The sequence below is a fragment of the Xanthomonas pisi DSM 18956 genome (genome assembly GCF_001010415.1).
GTDB lineage: Bacteria > Pseudomonadota > Gammaproteobacteria > Xanthomonadales > Xanthomonadaceae > Xanthomonas > Xanthomonas pisi.
Genome location: NZ_JPLE01000069.1, coordinates 1 through 22606 on the forward strand (window position 1 = coordinate 1; position 22606 = coordinate 22606).

Annotated in this window: 13 protein-coding genes and 1 tRNA gene; 5 read left to right on the forward strand and 9 right to left on the reverse strand. The window is 62.9% G+C overall.

What is annotated here, in order from left to right; all coding sequences use genetic code 11:
• The coding region (locus tag Y887_RS14885; RefSeq protein ID WP_046965089.1) for a tetratricopeptide repeat protein at positions 1–488 on the forward strand (488 nt) is incomplete at its 5' end.
• Between the two features lie 223 nt (positions 489–711).
• On the opposite strand, the gene Y887_RS14890 is transcribed toward Y887_RS14885, so the two are convergent.
• Together Y887_RS14890 and Y887_RS14895 are read right to left on the reverse strand one after the other, a co-directional pair.
• Entirely contained in the window at positions 712–2784 is a 2073-nt protein-coding gene (locus Y887_RS14890) for a PAS domain-containing hybrid sensor histidine kinase/response regulator family protein (RefSeq protein WP_046965104.1), read from the reverse strand.
• Complete coding sequence (locus tag Y887_RS14895) at positions 2771–4285, reverse strand: ATPase domain-containing protein (protein ID WP_046965090.1); 1515 nt, start codon at positions 4283–4285, stop codon at positions 2771–2773. The genes Y887_RS14890 and Y887_RS14895 overlap by 14 nt, the downstream gene beginning before the upstream one ends.
• A gap of 258 nt (positions 4286–4543) precedes the next feature.
• Between Y887_RS14895 and Y887_RS14900 the strand changes: the two genes are divergently transcribed.
• Entirely contained in the window at positions 4544–4918 is a 375-nt protein-coding gene (locus tag Y887_RS14900; RefSeq protein WP_046965091.1) for a response regulator, read from the forward strand.
• Between the two features lie 141 nt (positions 4919–5059).
• On the opposite strand, the gene Y887_RS14905 is transcribed toward Y887_RS14900, so the two are convergent.
• Positions 5060–7918, reverse strand: coding sequence for a hybrid sensor histidine kinase/response regulator (locus Y887_RS14905; protein WP_046965092.1), 2859 nt, complete (start codon positions 7916–7918; stop codon positions 5060–5062).
• Positions 7919–8926: 1008 nt separating this feature from the next.
• Here Y887_RS14905 and Y887_RS14910 point away from each other — a divergent pair.
• The gene (locus Y887_RS14910) at positions 8927–11038 is read left to right on the forward strand and encodes a methyl-accepting chemotaxis protein (RefSeq protein WP_046965093.1); all 2112 of its coding nucleotides are present in this window, start codon (positions 8927–8929) and stop codon (positions 11036–11038) included.
• Positions 11039–11362: 324 nt separating this feature from the next.
• Here Y887_RS14910 and Y887_RS19270 read toward each other — a convergent pair whose 3' ends face one another.
• From Y887_RS19270 to Y887_RS14945, 5 genes are all read right to left on the reverse strand, one after another.
• Positions 11363–15184: a zeta toxin family protein gene (locus Y887_RS19270; protein WP_104611376.1), complete on the reverse strand. Its 3822-nt coding sequence runs from the start codon at positions 15182–15184 to the stop codon at positions 11363–11365.
• Positions 15177–15764: a hypothetical protein gene (locus tag Y887_RS21370; RefSeq protein ID WP_245879358.1), complete on the reverse strand. Its 588-nt coding sequence runs from the start codon at positions 15762–15764 to the stop codon at positions 15177–15179. Before Y887_RS21370 ends, Y887_RS19270 begins: the two co-directional genes overlap by 8 nt.
• Entirely contained in the window at positions 15761–17458 is a 1698-nt protein-coding gene (locus Y887_RS14935; protein WP_046965095.1) for a type IV secretory system conjugative DNA transfer family protein, read from the reverse strand. The genes Y887_RS21370 and Y887_RS14935 overlap by 4 nt, the downstream gene beginning before the upstream one ends.
• 502 nt (positions 17459–17960) lie before the next feature.
• Positions 17961–18050: transfer RNA gene (locus tag Y887_RS14940), tRNA-Ser, on the reverse strand.
• Between the two features lie 266 nt (positions 18051–18316).
• Positions 18317–19336 (reverse strand): LysR family transcriptional regulator, encoded by a 1020-nt coding sequence (locus Y887_RS14945; RefSeq protein WP_046965096.1) that lies wholly within the window; start codon positions 19334–19336, stop codon positions 18317–18319.
• 101 nt (positions 19337–19437) lie between these two features.
• Between Y887_RS14945 and Y887_RS14950 the strand changes: the two genes are divergently transcribed.
• Positions 19438–20016, forward strand: coding sequence for an FMN-dependent NADH-azoreductase (locus tag Y887_RS14950; RefSeq protein ID WP_046965097.1), 579 nt, complete (start codon positions 19438–19440; stop codon positions 20014–20016).
• 453 nt (positions 20017–20469) lie between these two features.
• Here Y887_RS14950 and serS read toward each other — a convergent pair whose 3' ends face one another.
• On the reverse strand, positions 20470–21750 hold the full coding sequence (gene serS / locus Y887_RS14955) for a serine--tRNA ligase (protein ID WP_046965098.1): 1281 nt from the start codon (positions 21748–21750) through the stop codon (positions 20470–20472).
• 111 nt (positions 21751–21861) lie between these two features.
• On the opposite strand from serS, the gene Y887_RS14960 reads away from it, so the two are divergent.
• Positions 21862–22527 (forward strand): energy transducer TonB, encoded by a 666-nt coding sequence (locus Y887_RS14960; protein WP_046965099.1) that lies wholly within the window; start codon positions 21862–21864, stop codon positions 22525–22527.
• Positions 22528–22606: the final 79 nt, after the last annotated feature.

The window sequence follows — 22606 nt, forward strand, 5'->3', positions numbered from 1 at the left end:
CCCCCGCACCCGCCGCAACGACCGCTGCTGCCGACGACGCAGCACCGCCACCCAATGCTGCCGAACAGGCGCAACTGGCGGCGCTCACCTCGTGGATGCAACAGGCCAAAACGCATGAGCAGAACAACCGCTCCGCCGAGGCACGCGATGCCTACGCCCAGGCGCTGAAGATCGCGCCCGACACCAGTGCCGCCATCGTCGGCTGGATCGCTGCGGATATGGCAACGCACAGCGATTTCGCCATCGATGCTGCCGCGCGGACGCGTCTGCAGCAGCTGATCGCGCGCGAACCGGACAATCAGCGCGGGCTATGGCTGCTGGGCATCAGCGACTTCCAGCAGCATGACTATGCCGCAGCCACTACCCACTGGCGCCATCTGCATGGACTGCTGGAAACCGGCTCGCCGATGCAGCGCGCGGTGGCGGACAAGATTGCCGTGGCCGAATCGATGGCCAGCGCGCGGCAATCCGGACGCGCTGCACGCTGAAAACATCGGCGCAAAAACCTGCAGGCGCACCCGAGACGGCGATCTGGGCCCTGCAAGTCCATCGCCTGCGGTCATGTTGCGCAGCGGCGGTACGTCGACGCAGCCGACCATGTCGAAGCCCGGAGCGCGTTTGCCTGCACAACCCGCGCCAGGAGGAAGGCAGTCGACACGGCTACCCAGACACGTCGAGCCAGCACTGCGGCAGATGCCGCGCCTGCTTCGCTCAGGACGACGGCCCCAACACCTCGTGCAATTTTCCGCTGAACTCGCCCAGCGTAAACGGCTTGGCGATCATGCTCATGCCCTCGGCGAGAAATTCGCCGCGGTCGCGTGCGGTTTCCGCATAACCGGTCATGAAGATCACCGGCAGATCGCGGCGCGACTGGCGCGCGATCTCGGCCAGCTGTCGCCCATTGAGTCCGGGCAGGCCGACGTCGGTGACCAGCAGATCGATCCGTCGCTGCGATGCCAGGATCGGCAGCGCGGCATCGGCATCGGCGACCACCTCAGCCTCATACCCCAATTCGCCAAGCAGCTCGGTCACCAGCATGCGCACCTGTTCGTCGTCTTCCACCACCAGCACCTGCTGCCCCTGTCCGGCCACCACCGCTCCGATCTGGGGCCGGGTCGCCACGCTCTGCGCTTCCGCGCCGGCCGGCAGATACAGGCTCACCGTGGTGCCCATGCCCACCTGCGACTCCACCCAGACCTGTCCATTGGACTGCTGCATGAAGCCATAGATCATCGACATGCCCAGGCCGGTGCCCTGCCCGATCGGCTTGGTGGTGTAAAACGGCTCGAACACGCGCTCCAGCACATCGGTCGGCATGCCGGTGCCGGTGTCGGCCACCGACACCACGGCATAGTCGCCCGGCGCCAGGGTGATGCCGCGGCCAAGTTCCAGCCGGTGTTCGTCGACATGCAGATGCCGGGTGGAAATGCGCAACTGGCCGCCGTCCGGCATCGCATCGCGGGCGTTGATGGCCAGGTTGATCAATGCGCTTTCCAGCTGGTTCTCGTCGACATACGCCTGCGGCAGCGCATCGCAAAGATCCGCTTCCAGGCGCACCGACTCGCCCAGCGTGCGCGCCAGCAATTCCTGCAACGACAGCACCAGATCGTTCAACTGCAGATGCCGCGCCTGCAACGACTGCCTGCGCGAGAACGCCAGCAGGCGCTGGGTCAATGCGGCCGCGCGCAAGGCCGAAGCCGAGGCCACATCCAGAAAGCGCCCCAGTCCCTCGGTGCGCCCCTGGTCGATACGCAGGCGCGCCAGATCCAGGGCCGACAGGATGCCGGTCAGCATGTTGTTGAAGTCATGCGCAATGCCGCCGGTCAACTGGCCCACGGCTTCCATCTTCTGCGCCTGACGCAGCGCGGCCTCGCTGGACTCGCGTGCCAGCATCTGCTGCTGTAGCTCGGCGGTGCGCTCGGCCACCTTGGCCTCCAGCACGTTGGCCTGCTCCTGGATCGATTCCATCGCCAATGCACGTGCGGTGATGTCGGTGGCAAACACATGGAACCCATCCACCTTGCCGTCGGCATCCAGACGCGGCATGTAGCGGATCTCCGCATCGCGGCGGCGCCCATCGGCATGCGGCCAGCTCGTTTCCACGGTCAACGCCTGGCCGGCCAGTGCGGCTTCGATCCAGGCGCGCCGCTCGGCCACGACCGCAGGCCCCATCACATCCACCAGCAGCCTTCCGATCACGTCCTGCGGCGGGATACCGATCCAGTCCTCGTAGGAGCGATTGGCGAAGCGATACACCAGATGCTTGTCGATGAAGGCGATCAACACCGGCAACGCATCGGTCACGCGGCGTAGCTCGGCTTCGCTCAGCGCCAATGCGGCACGGCCCTCGGCCAGCTCGGTCATCTGATCGCGGATCACGAACTGCTTTTGTCGCGACCGCAGCGCGTTGAAAATCGCGCTCAACAACGACGACGAACTCAGCGGCCGCTCCAGCTCGATGACGTTGGTCATCTCGGCCGGCAGGCTCACCCGACGACCGTGCTGGCTGCCGCGCGGCGCGCGCAACAGCACGAATGGAATATCCGACCACGCCGCCTGGCCCTGCAGGATCTGCTGCAGCTGCTGCAGATCGCCGCCGACGGCTTCTTCGGTCAGCACCACCACGCCGGAACTGTCGAGCAGGTCGCCGGCCAAGGCCGACAACGCACCATAGACCCGGCGCGTCAGCCCACGCTCGCCAACGATGGCTGCAATGCTCTCTGCATCGCGGCCGAACGGCGCAATGATGTGGACGATCGAGCCATCCGCTTCACTGCTGGTCAAGCGCACGATCCAGCAACGGCGTGCCGTCTCCAACGAACTGCGGGGTGCCGGTCAGCACGCCATGGAACTTTTCCAGCGGCTCGCTCAAATGCAGACCGCTGCTACTGATGCGCATCTCGCGAATCGAATCCTCATGCGCACCGCTGCGGTTCTTGATGACCGACAGCGCCTTGCGGATCCGTCCTTGCGCTTCGAAGAAACGAAACAAGATGACGGTATCGGCCATGTAGGAGATATTCAGATTGCCGGTCGACATCGTTCCCACCAGACCATGCTGCGGATTGATCAGGAACGTGGTCACACCGCTCTGGTTGAGGTAGGACAGCAGCTCGTGCATCTGCAGCATCAGCTGCTTTTCCTGCGGCATCGACGACAGATAGCCGTTGAGGCTGTCGATCACCAGGATGCGGCAGTTGCGCGCTTCAACGCTTTCGCGCACTGCCCAGGCGAACTCGCCGGGCGTCAGCTCCGCCGGGTCCATCTGGTGCAGCTCCAGCATGCCCGAGGCCAGATGCTTGCGCAGATCCATGCCCAGGTTTTCGGCACGTGTCAGCAAGGTGCCGGTGCGCTCGTCGAACTGCAGCACGCAGCAGTGCTCGCCACGCTCGCAGGCCGCGCTGACATATTGCAGGGCGACATTGGTCTTGCCCGAGCCGGCAGGCCCGGTCAGCAAGGTGCTGGTGCCGCGCAAGGGGCCGCCGTGCAGCAGCGCATCGATACGCTCCACTCCGCTGGGCACCGCTTCGCCGACAAACGGGACGTGGTGATCGGCCGCGATCAGGCGTGGATAGATCCGCAAACCACCGGTGACGATGGTGATGTCGTGGTAGCCGGCGATGAAATTGACCCCGCGCAATTTCTGCACCTGCATGCGCCGGCGTGCGGCGCCGAAATCCAGCGTCATGCGCTCCAGCGAGATCACGCCGTGGCACAGACTGTGCAGATGCGCATCGCGCTGACCGTTCTCGTCGGTGAGGTCGTCGACCAGAAACACGGTGATGTTGCGCGGCGCGAAAAACTGCTTCAGCGCCAGCACCTGCCGCCGGTAGCGCAACGAATCCTGCGCCAACAGACGCAGTTCGGATAACGAATCGAACACCACGCGCGTCGGCTTGACCCGGTCGACCTCTGCCTGGATCAGCTTGATCGTGCCATCCAGTTCCATTTCCCAGGGATGCAGAATGGATTGCTGTCGGCCATCGCCGAGAAACGCTTCAGCCGAGGCCAGCTCGAAGATGTGCAACGCTTTCAGCGACCACTCGTGCGAGGCGGCGACCTCATTGAGCTCGTCGATGGTTTCTGACAAGGTGACATACAGGCAGCTCTCGCCCCTGGCTGCGCCCTCGAGCAGGAACTGCAGTGCCAGCGTGGTCTTGCCCGAGCCCGGCTGGCCTTCGAGCAGGTACAGCCGGTTGGCCGGCAGTCCTCCGCGGAGGATGGTGTCAAGCCCCGTCGTCCCGGTGGTGATACGGTTTGCGGTCATCGGCTTCACGTTTTCCATGCCGTTAAGTTAACACGCGCCCGCGATCGCCCGCTGCCCGCGACTGAACTGATCAGCTTGCCTGGCTTGACGCACGCCGCCCGCATGCAAGCTTTCGCCGTGCTGGACGTAGCGGTTTTGGCTGCGAGGCTTCGCAGGATCGGCACTATGCCGTGCGTCCTGCTGCCCGGTGTGACAACTCCGACACATTCGTCACGGGCGCGCGCATAGCCTTGACAATGAAGTAGGTCGCGTTGTTGCGATCGCTTGAGGATCGCGGTGAACGACGCAGCATGTAACGCACGCATTCTATTGGTGGAAGACGACGACGCCATTCGCGCGATGACCGCGGATATCCTTGGCGACGAGGGTTACCAGGTGGTGGTGTCCGCCGACGCCGAACAGGCCATGGAGCAGCTCACCACGTCCTGCCCGTTCGACCTGCTGCTGTCCGATATCTGCCTGCCAGGCATGAACGGGCGCGACCTGGCCGACAATGCACGGCGGTTGTATCCCGCACTGCCGATCATCTTCATGACCGGCTATGCAGGCGTCAGCGCCAAGCGGGCCGACTTCCTCGATACTGGCATGCGCTTGTTGACCAAGCCATTTTCACTGCGCGACTTGCTGGGCATCGTGCAGACGGCGCTGTAACCGGGCGCAGCCGCGGCGATCTCAAGCAGCCCACAGATCGCTCCGGGCGGGTAATGGCAAGCGCAGCACCAGCCGCTCGATAGGGTGTCAGCAGCTTGGCTCAGATGACCCGCTGCCAGCGGCGGCGCCACTGCCGCCACATCATGGCGAGCGCCGCCCCAGCAACTGCAACACGCGCAACTTCAGCTCGGCCGCCAGGAACGGCTTGGTCAACACTTCCATCCCATCGTCCAGCTGCCCCGCGCCTACCGCCGCGGTCGCCGCGTAGCCGGTCACGAACAACACCGGCAACGTCGGCCGATATTGCCGTCCCGCATCGGCAACCTGGCGCCCGTTCAAGCCACCGGTCAGGCCGACATCGGTGACCAACACATCGATCGGCTCCAACGAGCGCAAACGCTCCACGGCGGCGCTACCTTCGGCCGCTTCGATGACGCGGTAACCGGCCTCGGTGAGCACTTCGGAAATTAGCAGACGGATGGCCGGCTCGTCCTCCACCAGCAACACCGTACAGCTGCGCAGGTCGGCGCGTTGCGGCTGTTCCGGCGTAGCCGCAGCCGTGTCTTGCGCCTGCGTGCCGGTGAACCGCGGCAGATATAGCGCCATGGTGGTGCCCACACCCACCTCCGACTCGATGCGCACATGCCCGCCGGACTGCCGGGTAAACCCGTAGATCATCGATAGGCCCAGACCGGTGCCCTGCCCGATCGGTTTGGTAGTGAAAAACGGCTCGAATACCTTGGACATGACCTCCTCGGTCATGCCGGTGCCGGTGTCCTGCACGCTCAGGCAGACGTAATCGCCAGGCGGCAGATCCAGCGGTTGGGCCGCGGCCGGCTCCAGCGAGCGATTGTGCACGCCGATGGTGAGTTCGCCGCCATCGGGCATGGCGTCACGCGCATTGAGGCACAGATTGAGCAACGCATTTTCCAGCTGCGGCGCGTCCACCAGTACCTTCCACGGCTGCGGCGCCGGCGTCACCTGCAAGGTGATCGATGGCCCCAGTGTCCGCGAGATGATCTCGCGCATGCCGTGCACCAGGGCGTCCACCTCCAGGGCACTGGGGGCCAGCGTCTGCCGGCGCGAAAATGCCAGCAGGCGCTGCGTCAACGCGGTAGCGCGCGCGGCGCTGGTCTGCGCCATTTCCACATAGCGTTCCAGCCGGTCGTACTTGCCCTGCTCCACGCGTGCCTGCAGCAGCTCCAGCCCCACCGTGATGGAGGTCAGCAGGTTGTTGAAATCGTGCGCCAGACCACCGGTGAGCTGCCCGACCGCCTCCATCTTTTGACTCTGGCGCAGCTTTTCTTCGGCCAGCAGCAACGCCGCGCTCCGCTCGCGCACGCGTTCTTCCAGGGTTTCGGTCAGCAAGCGCAATTGCTCCTCGGCCGCGCGTCTGTCGCTGACGTCCGAGGCGGTACCGAACCACTCCTCGATCCCGCCCTGCGCATCCAGCAACGGCACTGCACGCAACAGCGTCCAGCGCACCCGCTGATGCCGGTCGAGCACGCGCAGCTCCAGCTCCAGTGCAGCCTTGTCGCCGATCGCAGCGTCGATGGCTTCCAGCAACAGCGCACGATCGTCCGGATAAATCCATTCCTGCTGCCAGCGCGCATTGGCCGGACGACCGTCGTCCAGCAAGCCGTCGCCGGCATGCAGGCGCAACGCACTCCAGTTCGCAGTGGCGGAAAAGATCGCTTGCGACGACGCACGCACCAAGGCGTCCAGCCTGCGCTCGCTTTTGACCAAGGCCTCGCTGGCCAGGCGCTCGGCGGTGCGATCGCGCAGCACTTTGACAAAGCCGATCGCCGCGCCGGTTTCTTCGCGCAGCACCATCAGCGACCCATTGGCCCAGAACCGCTCGCCGGATTTGCGCATATGCCAGCGCTCATCCATGCCGCTGCCGCTTTCCAGCGCCGCAGCGGCTTCGATGAGAATCTGGCGATTGGCCACATCTTCCGGGGTGAACGTGCGCTCCAATGATTGCCCGAGCATCTCGGCTTCGGTCCAGCCCAGAATGCGGCGCGCACCTTCGTTCCACGAGGTCACCCGGCCGCGCATGTCGGTGGCGATGATCGCGTAGTCCATGACGCTATCGAGGATCTGCCGATTGCGCACCTCCGCCTCGCGCACGGCGCGCTCCAGGCTGATGCGGTCGGTGATGTCCAAGCCTTGGACGAAGATGCCGGAGACCGTGCCGTCGGCGCCGGCAATCGGTTGATACACCAGGTCCAGCAGATGTCGCTCGATCGGCCCGCCCGGCACCGCCTGGACGTCGTACACCAGCGCATTGGCCGTATACGCGCGCCCGGAGCGATACACCTCGTCCAGATGGCGCAAATGCCCTTGCTCGAGCGCATCCGGCAAGGCTTCGGCGAGCGGCCGCCCGATCACGTCGCGGTGTCCGATCAAGCGCGAATAACAGGGGTTGGCGAACTCGACGCGATGCTGCGGCCCGCTCAAAAACGCCATGAACATCGGCGCCTGTTCGAACAGGCGGATCAAGCGCTCATGCTCGTCGGCCAGCCGCGTTTGCGCCAGCTTGCGCGCAGTCACCTCGTTGGTCACGCAGAACGCGCCGCCGATACTGCCATCGTCCAGATAGATCGGCGAAAACGAAAACGTCCACCAGGTGTCTTCCGGCACACCGTAGCGGTTCATGGCGATCGGCATTTCTTCGAAGCGCGAGGCGCTCCCGGCAAACGCCGCCTCGATCGGCGCACGCACCGCCTCCCAGGCATCGGCCCACAGCTCGCGCAGCGGCGCTCCCAGTGCATACGGCCGACGCGGCCCCAGGATGGGCGCATACGCATCGTTGTAGAAAAACGTCAGCGCCTCACCCCAGACCACGTACATGCTCTCTGGCGAGGCGAGCATCAGGCTGACCGCGTTGCGCAACGGTGCCGGCCACTGCTCGCTCGGCCCCAACGGCGTACCAGCCCAGTCGTATGCACGTACCGCCTGCGCCATCGCGCTGTCGCCATGCGGAAATGCAGCGGTCATGCCGCGCGCATCCGCACGGTCACGCCATGCAGATCGCCTGCACGACGCAAGCGTGTCGCCGCACCGCCTACGCCCTGATGATTGTTCACCCATCCATGCATCTGTGCCAAACCGTTGTAAAGAGCCCAAGACCGCGCGGCGTATCGCCAACAGGCACGATCGACCGCCCACACCACCGTCATCATCCAACGCGCGGCAGGCGGCGTCCATCCAGCCACTCGCTGCCATAGCGCCACGGTACTGCGCCGCGTGTGAGGACGTGGGTTAGCCAAGGGCGCGGCGGCGCTCGACTGCAAGCCGCGCCCCGCCGCGGGCGTGTCCGCCGTGCAGATCGCCTGCGTGGCGCCCTCGAGTCCACAGTTCACCGTTACCCGTCCATTACTCGCGATTTTTCTTCGGCGCCTTCAAGAACGGAAGGTCTTGGTTGTCTTTGGCGTGCTTGGCCGCTCTGCGTACGTGATGGGAGAGACGCCGATCTGCGCCCGGCTGCGGGGCGCTTGCCCGCTCACCGCTAAGGGACATGGCGTGAATCCTTCATGGATATCTCAGTGCCGAAGCCAACGGAAACAGGGTGTTCGCGACAACTCGCTGGACCAGCGAGGGCCGCACCCCATATGGGTGCGTGCCGACCAGACACATCGCGCCGCTGTGCTGGGCATCAAAACGCGCATATCAAATATGCACGCGACGCCTACCACAGCAATTCCCGCAAGCAATGCCTGCGTCGCTGACCCCACCGCATCGGGGCTCTGCAGAGCCCCGATCGCCATCTTGCTGCGCACGTCCAACCTTGTTCGCTCGATCGCTCCGCATGCGCGGGTGCAGCGCGATCCAACCGCGCCTGAATGCCGGATGCGCGCTGCGTACAGTTCCGATGGATGAGGTCGCTAACGAACGAGGCGACACACGACTGGGGTGGCAACGCAGCCCTGTCGGAGGCCTCCTCCCTGCCCAGCATCTCTCCCCATGCCGGGATTCCCCCACCCTCCGGATCACCGATCTCCCCTTATGCACACCCTCTCCGATCTGCGCATTGGTCAACGCCTGTCCCTCGGCTTTCTCGCGATCATCGTGCTGATGGTGATCCTCACCGTGGTAGGCATCCAGCGCGTGCGCAGCATCGACCGGCAATTGACCGCCATCAATGAGGTCAACAGCGTCAAGCAGCGCTATGCAATCAACTTCCGTGGCAGTGTGCATGACCGCGCAATCGCCTTGCGCGATGTCGTGCTGATGGACGCGCCGGCCGACCGCCACGCAGCAGAGCAATCGATCGACAAGCTGGCCGCCGACTATGCCCGCTCCGCCCAGCCGCTCGACGACATGATCGCCGCGTCCACCGACGCGCAGGAAAAAACAATCCTGCAGCAGATCAAATCCATCGAGCAGCGCACCCTCCCATTGATCGCACAGGTGCGCGCATTGCGCGACGCGTCGGACCGGCCGCACGCCGAACAACGCTTGCTGCAGGAAGCACGCCCTGCCTTCATCGATTGGCTGGCCAGCATCAACGCCTTCATCGACCTGCAAGAGCACAAGAACCGCCAAGCCGCCACGCAGGCCGTCGCCACCGCACGTGGCTTTGCCATGCTGATGGTGATCTCCACCGTCATCGCACTGCTGCTGGGTGCAACGATTGCCTTGCTGCTCACCCGCAGCGTCGTACTGCCCTTGCGTCTGTCGCTGCAACTGGCCGAGCGCATCAGCGCAGGCGACCTTGGCACGGCCGATACCATGGCAGGCAAGGACGAATCCGGCCAGCTACTGCGTGCCATGCAGCAGATGCAGCGCCGTCTGCGCGATGTCATCTCGGCGCAACGCACCATGGCGGCGCGTCACGACGCCGGCCAGATCAGCTATCGCACCGACGCGCAGCAATTTCCTGGCGAGTACGCACACATGGTGCAGGACACCAATGCGCTGGTGCACGCGCATGTGCAGACCCAGTTGCGCATGACCGAGGTCATGGGACGCTATGCAGTCGGCGACCTGACCCCGGAAATCGAACACTATCCCGGCGAAAAAGCCGCCATCACCACCACCATGCAACAGGTCAAGCAGAACCTGCGCGCCATCAACGCGCAAATCCACACGCTGACCCAGGCCGCATGTGCAGGCGACTTCGCGCTGCGCGGTCAACCCGAAAAGTTCGAACATGATTTCCGCCTGATGGTGGACAACCTCAACACCATGATGGCCACCGCCGACAGCAACCTGGCCAAGTTCTCCGAGCTGCTGCGCGCCATCGCCGACGGCGACCTGACCGTGCGTATGTCCGGCAACTTCCATGGCGTGTTCGCCGCAATGCGCGACGATGCCCACAGCACCGTGCATCGCCTGACCGACATCGTCAGCCAGATACAAACGACCTCCAACAGCATCGGATTTGCTGCCGAAGACATCGCCAGCGGCAATCAGGAGTTGGCACGCCGCAGCGAACAACAGGCCGCCAATCTCGAAGAAACCGCAGCCTCGATGGAAGAGTTGACCTCCACCGTCAAGCAGAACGCCGAGCACGCCGGCCGCGCCAACCAGCTCGCACGCAGCGCCGCCACTATCGCCTCGGAAGGACGCGACGTGGTCGGCCAGGTGATCGACACCATGTCCGGCATCGAAGCATCGTCCAGGCGTATCGCCGACATCATCTCGGTCATCGACGGCATCGCCTTCCAGACCAATATTCTGGCGTTGAATGCCGCCGTCGAAGCCGCACGCGCTGGCGAACAAGGCCGAGGCTTTGCCGTCGTCGCCTCCGAGGTGCGCACGCTCTCGCACCGCTCATCCGATGCCGCCAAGGAAATCAAACGCCTGATCGACGACTCGGTACAGCGCGTGGCCGATGGCTCGGCCCTGGTGCACACCGCCGGCACCACCATGGGCGAAGTCGTCACCAGCGTGCAGCACGTCACCGACATCATGGGCCAGATCTCCGCCGCCTCGCTGGAACAGGCCGGCGGCATCGAACAGGTCAATCACACCATCGCCCAGATGGACGAAACCACCCAGCAGAACGTACGCCTGGTCGAAGCCGCAAGCACCGCCGCGCGTGCACTGGAAGACCACTCCATAGAGCTGATCCGCGCAGTGGAGGTGTTCAAGGTCACGGCAACGGTGATGTGAGCCTTTGATATGTTGTGATGGTCAGCTATATGCTCGCAGGGAGACTGCTTGCCGCACCGACTCAGTCCATGACAAAAAAGAACCTTGTTTCGGAAGATAGATCAGGCTGGGTGCCCATCGCAGACGCATAAAAAGCATCCGAGATAATGTTCCCAGTGCATCGCCAAGATTGCGTCAACCGACAACCGCGAGGCAGTAGCGACAGCTAAGCACCATGGCTGGCATCGCGCTCCTGCTTCAATGAGACTGGGTTTGCCGACCACAAGGCTTTCAGCAAATACGTAGCAGGCTAGCTACCGCACACATAGCCACGAGCTTTTGAAATCAGCCGCCCCCATCACCGCCCCCGCCTCCATCGCCACCGGACGCGTCTGACATCGCCTGCTGCTGAGAGCGGGCGGCAAGCGTCATCACTGGGCCTGTTGGGTTCTTGTCGATTTCTTCTCGCTCGCGCTGGAATTGCACCATCTCCTGCGCCCGTTGCTGATCCATTGCCTCCGTCTTCTGCAAGGCCTCGGTCATGCCAGGCGATGGCGTGTTGAGCGCTGTTTCCGAGTGGAACCCCGGCGTTTTGCCAAAGACAAAAGCGACATCATCTTGGATGATGACTTTGCGGAGTTCATCCGCGCGTTCGATCCCTGACTCTTTGACGGCATGGAGCACCTCGGCCGTCTTCCCATCGGAAGTGCCCTTAGGGAGCTGCGCCTGGATGGCGGAGAACAACGCGTAATCCCGGTGATCTAAGGGAAACGTCTGCTGAGCGGCATCTTGGGAGGGCCTCGCTTGCTCGACCCGATCCTCCTCTTGCTCACCTGCGTTTGAGCGCGCAGTTGTCCCACCGAAACCAGGCGACGACGCATAGGTTGCGGGTTGGCGCTCAGGCAAGACAATCTGTTCAGGCACTTGGCTTCGTGTTGGAGTTGACGGCAATGTCGTTTGCGCAACCTCTTGCTGCCCTGCCTGCAATGGGACGGGAGATGGAGCATCGTTCTCTGGTGTCACTCCTTGAGCTTGCTGGTCACTACCCTGCTCCACCGGCCCATTTGCCGATACCGCCGCTGTAGGTCTCAAGGCTTCTCGGCGCGCGCTTTGTGCCTGGGACAACGCTTCATCCAGCTCTGGGCCGGCAACGCCCGTTGCCGGTAAACCTTGATCTTGCTGGAACTGCCTTACCGCATGTTCGGTCACGGGACCATAGTGCCCGTCTTGCGGCACGGCCTGGCCGTTCGGACCCCGGGCATCAACCTGCTGCAAGCGATATTGCAAGAACTCGACCTCTTGTCCCCGGTCGCCGAGGCGCAGCCCTTCCACCTCACTTGATGCCGGCGGCTGCGTCGGCACAGTGGCCTGAGTAGGCGCTTGATCGGCAGAGGTCGAAGCGGAGGATGCGAGCGCGGCACTCGGCGCAGACGCACTCGCCGCCGTTGGAACCGATGCCTCCGCCTTAGGCTGGACTGCGCCGGCTGTCGGGGCGGCGACAACCTCAGGTGTTCGGGTTTCTTGTGGTTCGCGTTGCGGAACAGGTTCGGGCTTCGGTTCGGCAGGCTTGGCCACTTGGGACGGCTCCTCCCGCGTTTGGGCGTTGAGGGATGCAGGCATCACGACCGGAGCAGGCGTTGCCGCCTCCGCAACGGCAGGCGCGTCGGATGTGCGTGCAACGTCTCGATCTCGCTGCAAATCAATGGCTGCCTGAGGCGCTTGGGTTTCATCCACATGCGGAGCGGTGACCGTCGTTGCGGCGAAGCTTGCGACCTGTTGCGCTTCTTGCGGGGAAACACCCTGCCGATTGGCCTCGCGCAACGCCTGCTCGTAGGCATCGCGCTCTTGGGGCGACTGCGCGTCAATACGCAGCTCCGGTGCACCGGCAGAAGGCGGTTGCTCCTGCCGAAGCGATTGCACTTCGCCAAGCGCCTGATGGATCTCATCAGTGCTGGTGGTTGCCGCAACACGCACCGCACCATCGGCGTCACGGCTCAGATGCTGGATGGGGCTGTCCACCGAGTATTGCCCGGTCGCATCACGCTCCAACGCCAAAGAGCTGGTCGCGGCATCGATTCCGTTTGTCTCACGTGTCCGTTGCACCGCAAGCTGGATCGCGCCTGCAGTCTGGGCATTGGGCGCAACGCCATAGGCGGCATAGGTCGCTTCGGTATTGGCCTGGTCTTGCTGCTGTGGCGTTGGCGTTTGCCTTGCCGGCATCTGTGCCAACGCTTGCGCGTGCTGCTCCAATGCCGGTTGCAAGCGTTCGCGCGTTGCGTTGAGTTCCAACGGGACATTGCCTTCGGCAGCAACACCATCATGCCGCCACTGGCCCTGGGTATCGCGCTGATACTGCTTGCCGTCCGAGGCTTGCAACGAGTCCGGGTTCAAGGCGGCTTGCACGGCCGCTGGCACGGGGCCGAAGTCCCCCCAACCATTGCGCTGATACGCAGCTTGATAGGTTGCTGCAATTGCGGCCGGACCTCGGGCGATGTTGGCGTCAACCACCTGGGCTGCTTGCTGGTCCAACGCGGCATTGCGCTCAGGGCTTGCTGGATCCACCGTCCAGATGGGCCGATCGTTCCGATCGACTTCGTCGGCGACCATCCGAGACCACTGGCCACTTGCCGGATCATGCCGCCAATCCCGTGCGTAAAGATGCGCAGCATCTGTCTCACTGGAGGGCTGCACATAAGGATTACTGGGTTGCACCTTGCCAAGCGCCTGCTCGGTCGCTTCGCCACTGGCGTGATAGTTCAGCTCGCGCGCTTTTTCGGGCAGCGCGAACATGCCCTGCTTCTGTGGCGTATCCACGCCATCGTCTTGCAGGTCGGCTTTTTCTTGGCGAAGCCACTGGCTGCCGTTGAACTCCCAGCTCACGCCCTGCTTGTCGGTCTGCGCATAGATCTGACGGTTGTCCCAAAGGGTCGCGGCCTTGTCGGCAGCGGCACTGAACAGATAACCATCGGCCACCACCAACGCGACAGGGCCTGCACCGGTTGTGCCAACGACGGCAGCAGCAGCGGCGCCTCCCGCCCAGCCGCCCGCGCCTCGCGCAGCAAAGTGCAACGCTTCTGAGCGTGCAGCGGTGAGGTTGTCTTGTGCCAACAGCGTGCCAACACGCTCTCCGGTTTGCGACGCATCGTAGGCAGTGGCGGCAACACCTAAACCCGCAAGCCCTGCTGTCATGCCGGCGCGACGCAAGCCTGGGATCTCCGGCTCGGGCACAGGCACGCGTGCAGGCGGAGCCCCTGGCCGCACAAGTTCATCGATGGTGGCGATGCCTTCCATCCGACTAGCGACCACATCGCTCACCCGGAACTTGGCATGTTCCTCAAGCAATTTTGCTTGGACAGCAGGATCGGATTTCGGGATCGCTTGCGCGTGTTGCGGTAGATCATGGTGCCAATCGACCTGTTTTTGCCAAGCCTCTCGAAGACGTTCGGTGAAAGCGGGATCTTTAAGCCGCGCGTTGCGCGCTTCTTCCATCGCTTGACCGGGCATGCGTGCATCGGTTCGACTGTCGTAAAGCTCGATGCCTTCACGATTGAAGATACGGATGGGCACGTTGCTGTTTGCATGGATGGTATCCAGACTGACAGGGAGCTTTCCGTAGATTGCATCACGCGCGCCCTCAGGCACATGGCGACCGTAGCCTTGCCTGTCGGTATTTGCAGTGAAACGGCTATCGACACCATGCTCACTTTCCAACTTGGGAGAAGCGACAGCACGCACCTCGACCTCATAGCCCTGCTCTTGCAAGCCTTTGATCAATGTCTCCGATGCCCACTTCCCATCGCTTAATGTGGTGTCGAAAATAAGGTTCTTTTTTTCCGCAGTCGCTGCTACGCGCAGCTCATCGGCCCAAGTGCTGGCATCCCTATGCGTCCGTCCAGACCACTCATAAGGATTATTTCTTTGGAATTCATAGGTGCGAGGATGATACAAACGAAGCTCGTCTGGATCGATCGTCACCGCATCTCCATTTAGCTCATTCAACGCACCCCAAACCAGTCCGCCCTTACCAGCACCGGGCTGCCCAGCCAAAATTATCGCTTTGGGTTGATCATGAGTTATCGCGCTTGTGAAAGTTTTACTTGTTAGTATTTGTTCTCGAAGCACTTTTTCATGAATATCCTTTGGCAACTCATCCGTAGAGTCAGCCATGGTTATTGCCTGCCTTCGGATATCCAAAATAGTCCATTAGGCTTCGATCCCTCCAAGCACCAGGGGAGCGACTATGCAGCATCAGGAGAGTTTTCTCTTTCGCCTTTGCGATTGCATCTGCATCCCCACTCGCCTCAGCGACCCTTTCTTGCTCACGAGCCTCGTCTATAAACATTTCCAAACAATCTTCTAGTGCCCAGATCGCAAACTCAAATGGCGGAGTGATTGGCGATGGCTTATCGACCGACTCTTGGAGGGCGCTTTCCAACCGCGTGATGTGATCGGGGTAATCCTTGAAGCTTTCGCGCAAGCCTTGTGGCACTGGCGGTCGTTTGCCGACCGAATCAGGGGAAGAATCGTTGGTCTGAGTCATAAAAGCATCCTGATTGGGGCGGTGTATTAGACGTGGAAGATTGGGCTTGCGCTTAGGCGTTGCTACGGACGCGCCCGGTTGCAGTGGCCCTAACTGCTGCACGGTGCGTGCATTGATTAATGCCAGATCACGCAGCAGCTGTTGACTGTGACTGACATCAGCCTTCAATCGGTTCTGAGGCACATTGGAAGGTTTGCTATCACTCATGCGGGGACCATCTGTAAGGCTCCAATCTTCACCCTCGGCAACAAGCGCTTGGTGAAGTAGGCATCTTCGTAATACTTGATCTTCTCGCAGAGCACCGGGCTTGGGATGCCTTCATAGAGGAAGACCTCCTTGTCAAAGCCCATCGCCTTCAACTCCTGCGGCAGCATCAAGGCGCGGCGCTGCTCGGTCTCGGAGTAGGACACGCTGCTTTGCTTGCCACTGGTGTGCGACTTGTTCTTCTTGCGCACCGTGGTGTAGCCGAGCATGTCCGAGTAGTCGTTGGCGTCTTGCTGTTCGCGTGGGGCGTAGACGATTTGCAAGGCATGGTTGGTAATGATCGTGCGCGAGACATCCTTGCCATAGGTGGCATCGAGTTGCGCCATGCTCTGGATGATCGGCAGCAAGCGGATGTTGTAGCCCGCCATGTAGCTCACCGCGCTTGCAATGATGTCGACCCGGCCGATGGACGTGAACTCATCCATCAGCAGCAAGCACTGGTGCTTGAGCGCCGGGTTGTTCTGCGGCAGCTCTTTCGTGTTGAGGTTGATGAGCTGACTAAACAGCAAGTTGATCAACAAGCGGCTTTCGGCAAGCTTGTTCGGCTGGATGCCAATATAAATACTCATCTTCTTCTTGCGCACATCGGTCAGCAGGAAGTCGTTGTCGCTGGTTGATGCATCCAGGATCGGATTGATGAACTGGTTGAGCGGCTCTTTGAACGTGCCCATGATCGATGCAAAGGTCTCTTCGGCTTGCGAGAGCAAGTTGTCGAAGGCCGTCTTGGCGTCGCGGCCCAGGAAGTCGCGCTGCGAGAGCTTTTTGAGATAGCCCTTCAAGTCGCTTCCATCTCCTGACGACACGCGATAGAGCATCCCAAGGGTTGGGAACATCCAGGTGTCTTTCGGGTGCTTGCGCTTGATCTGATCGTCCAAGCTATCGAACAGATAGAGCGTAAACGCCATGAAAGCATTGCGGGCCTGGCTCACCCAGAACTTCTGGGCGTCGGAGCCATCCGGGTAGAGCATCGCCGCGATACTCATCAGATCCGACACGCGAAACGCCGGATCCGGAGAGATGTAGCTCAGCGGATTCCAGCGATGCGTGCGCCCGTCTTCGGCAAACGGGTTGAACAAAAAGACCTCTTGGCCTTGGCTCTTGCGCCAGCCCGAGGTCAGATCAAAATTCTCCTGCTTGATGTCCAGAACCACCACTGAGCCTTGGTAGTCGAGCAAATTGGGAATGACGATGCCCACGCCCTTACCGGAACGCGTGGGCGCGGCCAGGATCACAAACTGCTGACCAGGCAAGCGCACCAGCTTGCCGCCGTGCTTGCCAACCACAATGCCGGTTGGCGACGGTTTGAGCATGTCCTTCTTGGCCAGATCACTGCCGGAGGCAAAACGTGCGTCGCCGTGCAAGGCGGCGGCCTTTGGCTTGAACAGCGGAATCAGCAGTGCGAACCAGGCCAGGAGCGGCACGCCGAAGCCGAGGGCCCCAGCCAGCTTGATCTTGGTGGCATAGGGAGCGAACTGCGGGAGGTCGAGCGCTTTCACGTAAGACCAGTAGGTGCCGACGCTGAGCGGCCCAGCCAACTTCAACAGCATCAAAATCAACTGACCCGAAAGGTAGACCCCTGCGGTGAGGGCAAGAAGCAAGAGCACGATGGCGACGCTGAACTTGGTCTTGCCGGTCATTGAGCACTGCTTTCCATCTGTGATCCCTGGCTTGTTGGAAAACGACCGTCCGCTCTCAAGATTACAGGATCATGCAACCCGCTCAGATCGGACGGGCATCGGCAGTCGTGTAGGTATTGTCTGATCCGTCAACACCAAGAGAATGCAACGCAGCGCTCCAGCGCTGCATCGCACCCGGTGTTCGGCAAAGTACGCGTGGCCCAGGTTCCGTCACCACAACTTTTCGACAAATCTTTTGCCGCAGTTAGATTGAACGCTGGGCGGCACCTGCGTGCCACCGCATCTATCCCGGCGCAAAAAATCGGTTTTGAAACTCCAGCGAATAACTCAAGCACCGTATGGAAACACCAAGCATTCCCAGGATGAAAAACCCATTGACCCATCGAAGGGCGCATCCGGTGCAAAGGCTACGCATCGGGGAGATGTGTACCGATTTACGTCCTGCCGAACACCATCATGAAATTATAAATAGTTGCTTAAAATCAACAATTTATCTGAAATTTGGCGGAGAGAGTGGGATTCGAACCCACGGAAGGTTTGACCCTTCGCCGGTTTTCAAGACCGGTGCCTTAAACCGCTCGGCCATCTCTCCGATGTTGCTGCGCGCGACCGCCGAAAGCATCGGCTGTCACTGGGGCGATCCGCATTGCGCGGATGTCGCCTGACAGGGCCGTACGGTCATCGCGTGCGGTTCTGCCACTCCCAGGATCGCTCCCGGGCGCGCATTCTCGCATGCCCGGGCGTGCTTTGCTAAGCGGCCTCGCTCGCCTCGCACCGCCCGGCTTGCAGGGCGGTGCGTCGACCAGGCGCGTGACCGCGACGCAATGAGCGCTACCGGCCTACCCGGCGATACGTCGCTCAGCCTGCTTCAGCCACCAGGCGCGGTGCGTTGGCGGCAGCCGCCGCACGCTTGAGCTTTTCGGCCAGTTCGGCGCAATTGCCGCCGCAGTCCAGGCGCGAGCGTTCGATCTCCTGCGGCAGGTGTTCGGCCAGGAAGTCGATGAACACCCGCACCGCCGGCAGCAGGCCACGGCGCGATGCGAACACGGCGTGGCAGATGCCCTGGGGCAGCGACCAGTGCGGCAGCACCACTTCCAGTTCGCCGCTGCGCACCGCTTCGGCGCAGACGGTTTCCGGCAGCATTGTGATGCCGAAGCCATCGCGCGCCATCGATTGCAGCAACGGGAAATCGAAGCCGGCCAGACGCGGCTGCAGGTCCACGCGGCGCATCTCGCCATTGGGGCCGTGCAGTTCCCAGCGTTGATGCGCTTCGTCTTCGCTGGTGCTCATGGTGGTGTGGTTGGCCAGCTCGCTCGGGTCTTTCGGGCGACCAGCACGGTCCAGATACTTGGGGCTGGCGACCAGCAGCTCCTGCACCTGGCCGAAGCTGCGCATTACCAGGCTGCCGTCGTCGTCCAGGCGCGAACGCACCCGTAGTGCGATGTCGTAGCCCTCGTTGATGACGTCGACGCGGCGGTTGCTGATGTTGAGCTGCAGCCGCACCTTGGGGTACTTGGCCAGAAATTCGGGCAGCAGCTTGGGCAGCTGGATCTGCGCCAGCGAGACAGGAACGCTCACACGTACAAGACCGCGCGGCTCGGCGCTGAGACGATCCACCACCTCGCGCGCAGCCTGCGCCTCGGCCAGCATGGTCTGGGCGTGCCGATGCACGCTGGTGCCGACGTCGGTCACCGCGAAGCGGCGCGTGGAGCGTTGCAGCAGGCGCACACCCAGATCGGTTTCGAGCTGGCTGATACGGCGGCTCAGGCGCGACTTGGGAATCCCTAGCGCACGCTCGGCAGCGGCAAAGCCGCCGTGGTCCACCACCATCGCAAAGTAGTACAGGTCATTCAGGTCGTGCATGGCGCAGGTATCCATGGATAGAACGATAAGTGATATTTAACCACCTTTATCCCAACAGAGCAACGACCTAATCTGCGCCCCTCCGCGGCGTTACCGCTTGCCCACAGGTCTTCGCCGTGAAGCTGCTCCACCTCGATTCCAGCGCCCTGGGCGCCAACTCCATCAGCCGCGAACTCAGTGCTGCCGTCGTCGCCCAGCAGCTGCGGCTGCACCCGCAACTGCAGGTGACCTACCGCGACCTGGACCAGGAACCGCTTCCGCACCTGACCGGGCGGTCGCTGGCGCAGGCAGACCCGGCCGAGGCTGCGGCAGCCGAACAGGCAATGCAGCAGTTTCTGCAGGCCGACGTCATCGTGATCGGCGCGCCGATGTACAACTTCGCGATCCCCTCCACGCTCAAGGCGTGGATCGACCGCATCGCAGTGGCCGGTCGCACCTTCCGCTATACCGCGACCGGTCCGGAAGGGCTGGCCGGCGGCAAGCGCATCATCGTTGCCAGTGCGCGCGGCGGCATCTATGCCGACCCGACCAAGGATTTTCAGGAGCCCTATCTGCGCCAGGTGTTCGGCTTTCTGGGCATCGACGACATCAGCTTCGTGCGCGCCGAAGGCGTGGCGTATTCGCCGGAGCATCGCAGCAAGGCGCTCGCGCAGGCGCTGGCCGAGCTGCGGCAGCCGGCGGAGGCGGCAGCCTGAGCGCGCAGGCTTGCTGCGGACGGGCTTAGGGAGCCGGGATTGGGATTGATAGCAGCCGATTGCCGATAAACCATCAGCTCTGTCGCGACACCTCTTCCAGCAAGGCACCCCGCGCGAGGAGTGGTGCTGCTACTGCGCGGCGATGGCAGGCGAGTTTGTGCAACACGCTGGCATTGCCCCTGCACACGGCGCGCCTTGCGCCATCGCAAGTGTCGGCAGCTTGTGGGGCGCAGTGCTGCCTGCACAAAAACGGGACCAGCGCCGGTCCCGTTTTCGTGCGTTCGTATTGCCTGGGGCGGCGATCTGACGCGCTTGACGCGCGGCAGGATCAGAAAACCGGACTTCGCCTAAGCGCCCAGCGCTGATGGGCACGACCACGCAGCACCAGGGTGCGCTCATAGGCTCTACGCCGACGTAGGCTCGCCGACCGATGCAGGCCCGATGCAGGCGTTTTCAGCCGATGCGCTCCAGCCCGCCCATATACGGACGCAGCACCTGCGGCACCTCGATCGAGCCGTCGGCGTTCTGGTAGTTCTCCATCACCGCGATCATCGCGCGGCCCACGGCGGTGCCGGAACCGTTGAGCGTGTGCAGCAATTCCGGCTTGCCGCTGGCCGGGTTGCGCCAGCGCGCCTGCATGCGACGCGCCTGGAAATCGCCGCAATTGGAACAGGACGAAATCTCGCGGTAGGTGTCCTGCGACGGCAGCCACACTTCCAGATCGTAGGTCTTGATCGCGGCAAAGCCCATGTCGCCGGTGCACAGCAGCACCTTGCGATACGGCAGGCCGAGTCGTTCCAGCACCACTTCGGCGCAGCGGGTCATGCGCTGATGCTCGGCATCGCTGTGTTCCGGCGCGCAGGCGGTGACCAGCTCCACTTTCTCGAACTGGTGCTGGCGGATCATGCCGCGCGTGTCGCGACCACCGCTGCCGGCTTCGGCACGGAAGCACATCGAATGCGCGGTCATGCGCAGCGGCAGACGTTCGGCATCGACGATCTCGTCGCGCACGATATTGGTCAGCGGCACTTCCGAGGTGGGAATGAGATAGCGGCGCGACTCGCCCACTTCGGTCTGGAACAGGTCGTCTTCGAACTTCGGCAGCTGGCCGGTGCCGCGCATCGACTCGGCATTGACCAGCAGCGGCACGTTGGTTTCTTCGTAGCCGTGCTCGCCGACATGCAGGTCGAGCATGAACTGCGCCAGCGCGCGATGCAGGCGCGCAATCGGACCGCGCAATACGGTGAAACGTGCGCCCGACAACTTGGCGGCGGTTTCGCCATCCAGCCAGCCGTGCGGCGCGCCGAGTTCCACATGGTCCTTGACTGCGAAATCGAAGCTGCGCGGCGTGCCCCAGCGCGACTGCTCGACGTTCTCGCTCTCGTCCTTGCCCTGCGGCACATCGTCGGCCGGCAGATTGGGCAGGCCCAGCGCAATGAGTTCCAGCTTGGCGCGGATCACGTCCAGCGCGTCTTCCGAGGCCTTGAGCTCATCGCCGAAGCCGGCCACTTCGGCCATCAACGCAGCGACATCTTCGCCCTTGGCCTTGGCCTGCCCGATCGCCTTGGATTTGGAATTGCGCATGCTCTGCAATTCCTGCGTGCGCACCTGGATCCGCTTGCGCTCGCTCTCCAGCGACTCCAGTTCCGCAGTGTCCAGGGAGAAACTGCGCGTGCTGCGCAGGCGCTCGGCAAGGTCGGCGGGATGTTGGCGAAGCAGGGCCGGATCTAGCATCGGAAGTCTATGTGTCGGTGAGGAGCGCAAGATTATCGCCTGTTCCGCCACCTGCGGCGATCGATTCACCGGGGCTATGCCAGAATTACCGCGATCCTTCAGGTGAGCCCTATGCCCGCGCCCCGCCCTGCGTCCGATCGTCAGATCGTCCTGCGTCTGCCCCGCCACACCCTGAAAATCGCCGGTATCGCCTTCGGCGCCGGCCTGCTGCTGTTCCTGCTGGTGTGGGCCACCGGTCGCAAGGACGATTTCTACAAGGCCTCCCCGACACAGCCGACTGCCGGCACGCCGGCCGCCGACGACACCATTCAACCGCTGCCGGCGCCGCTACCCGCCCAGGACGGCGCCAGCGACATGCCACAGGCCAAGCCGCCGGAACAGGCGCCCACCCTGGTGGAGACCGCACCACCGGCGCCAGCGGCACCGGCTCCGTTGCCGGAAAGCGCCGTTCCCGGTGCTCCAGGCGCGTCGGCGCCGCCCAACGCGCCAGTGGCGGGCGGCAACCGCCCGGTCCCCATGCAGGGCCAGATGCCACCGCCGCGTTATCCCTCGGCAGCACTGCGGCGTGGCGATGCAGGCGATGTGGTGGTGCGCGTGGATGTCGACGCCACCGGCAATCCGGGCGGCGTGACCCTGGTCAAGCGCAGCGGCTCACGCGATCTGGACCGCGCCGCAATGGAAGCGGTACGCCATTGGCGCTTTCACCCAGCCCAGCAAAACGGGCAGCCGGCTGCAGGAAGTCTGGATATCCCCTTCGAGTTCAAGCCGGCGCAATAAGAACAGCCAGCCGGCTGGACCGGCGGACTCGGCCGGCCATTGCAAGCGCGTGCAATCGGCTGTTTTGCAAGGGATTGGC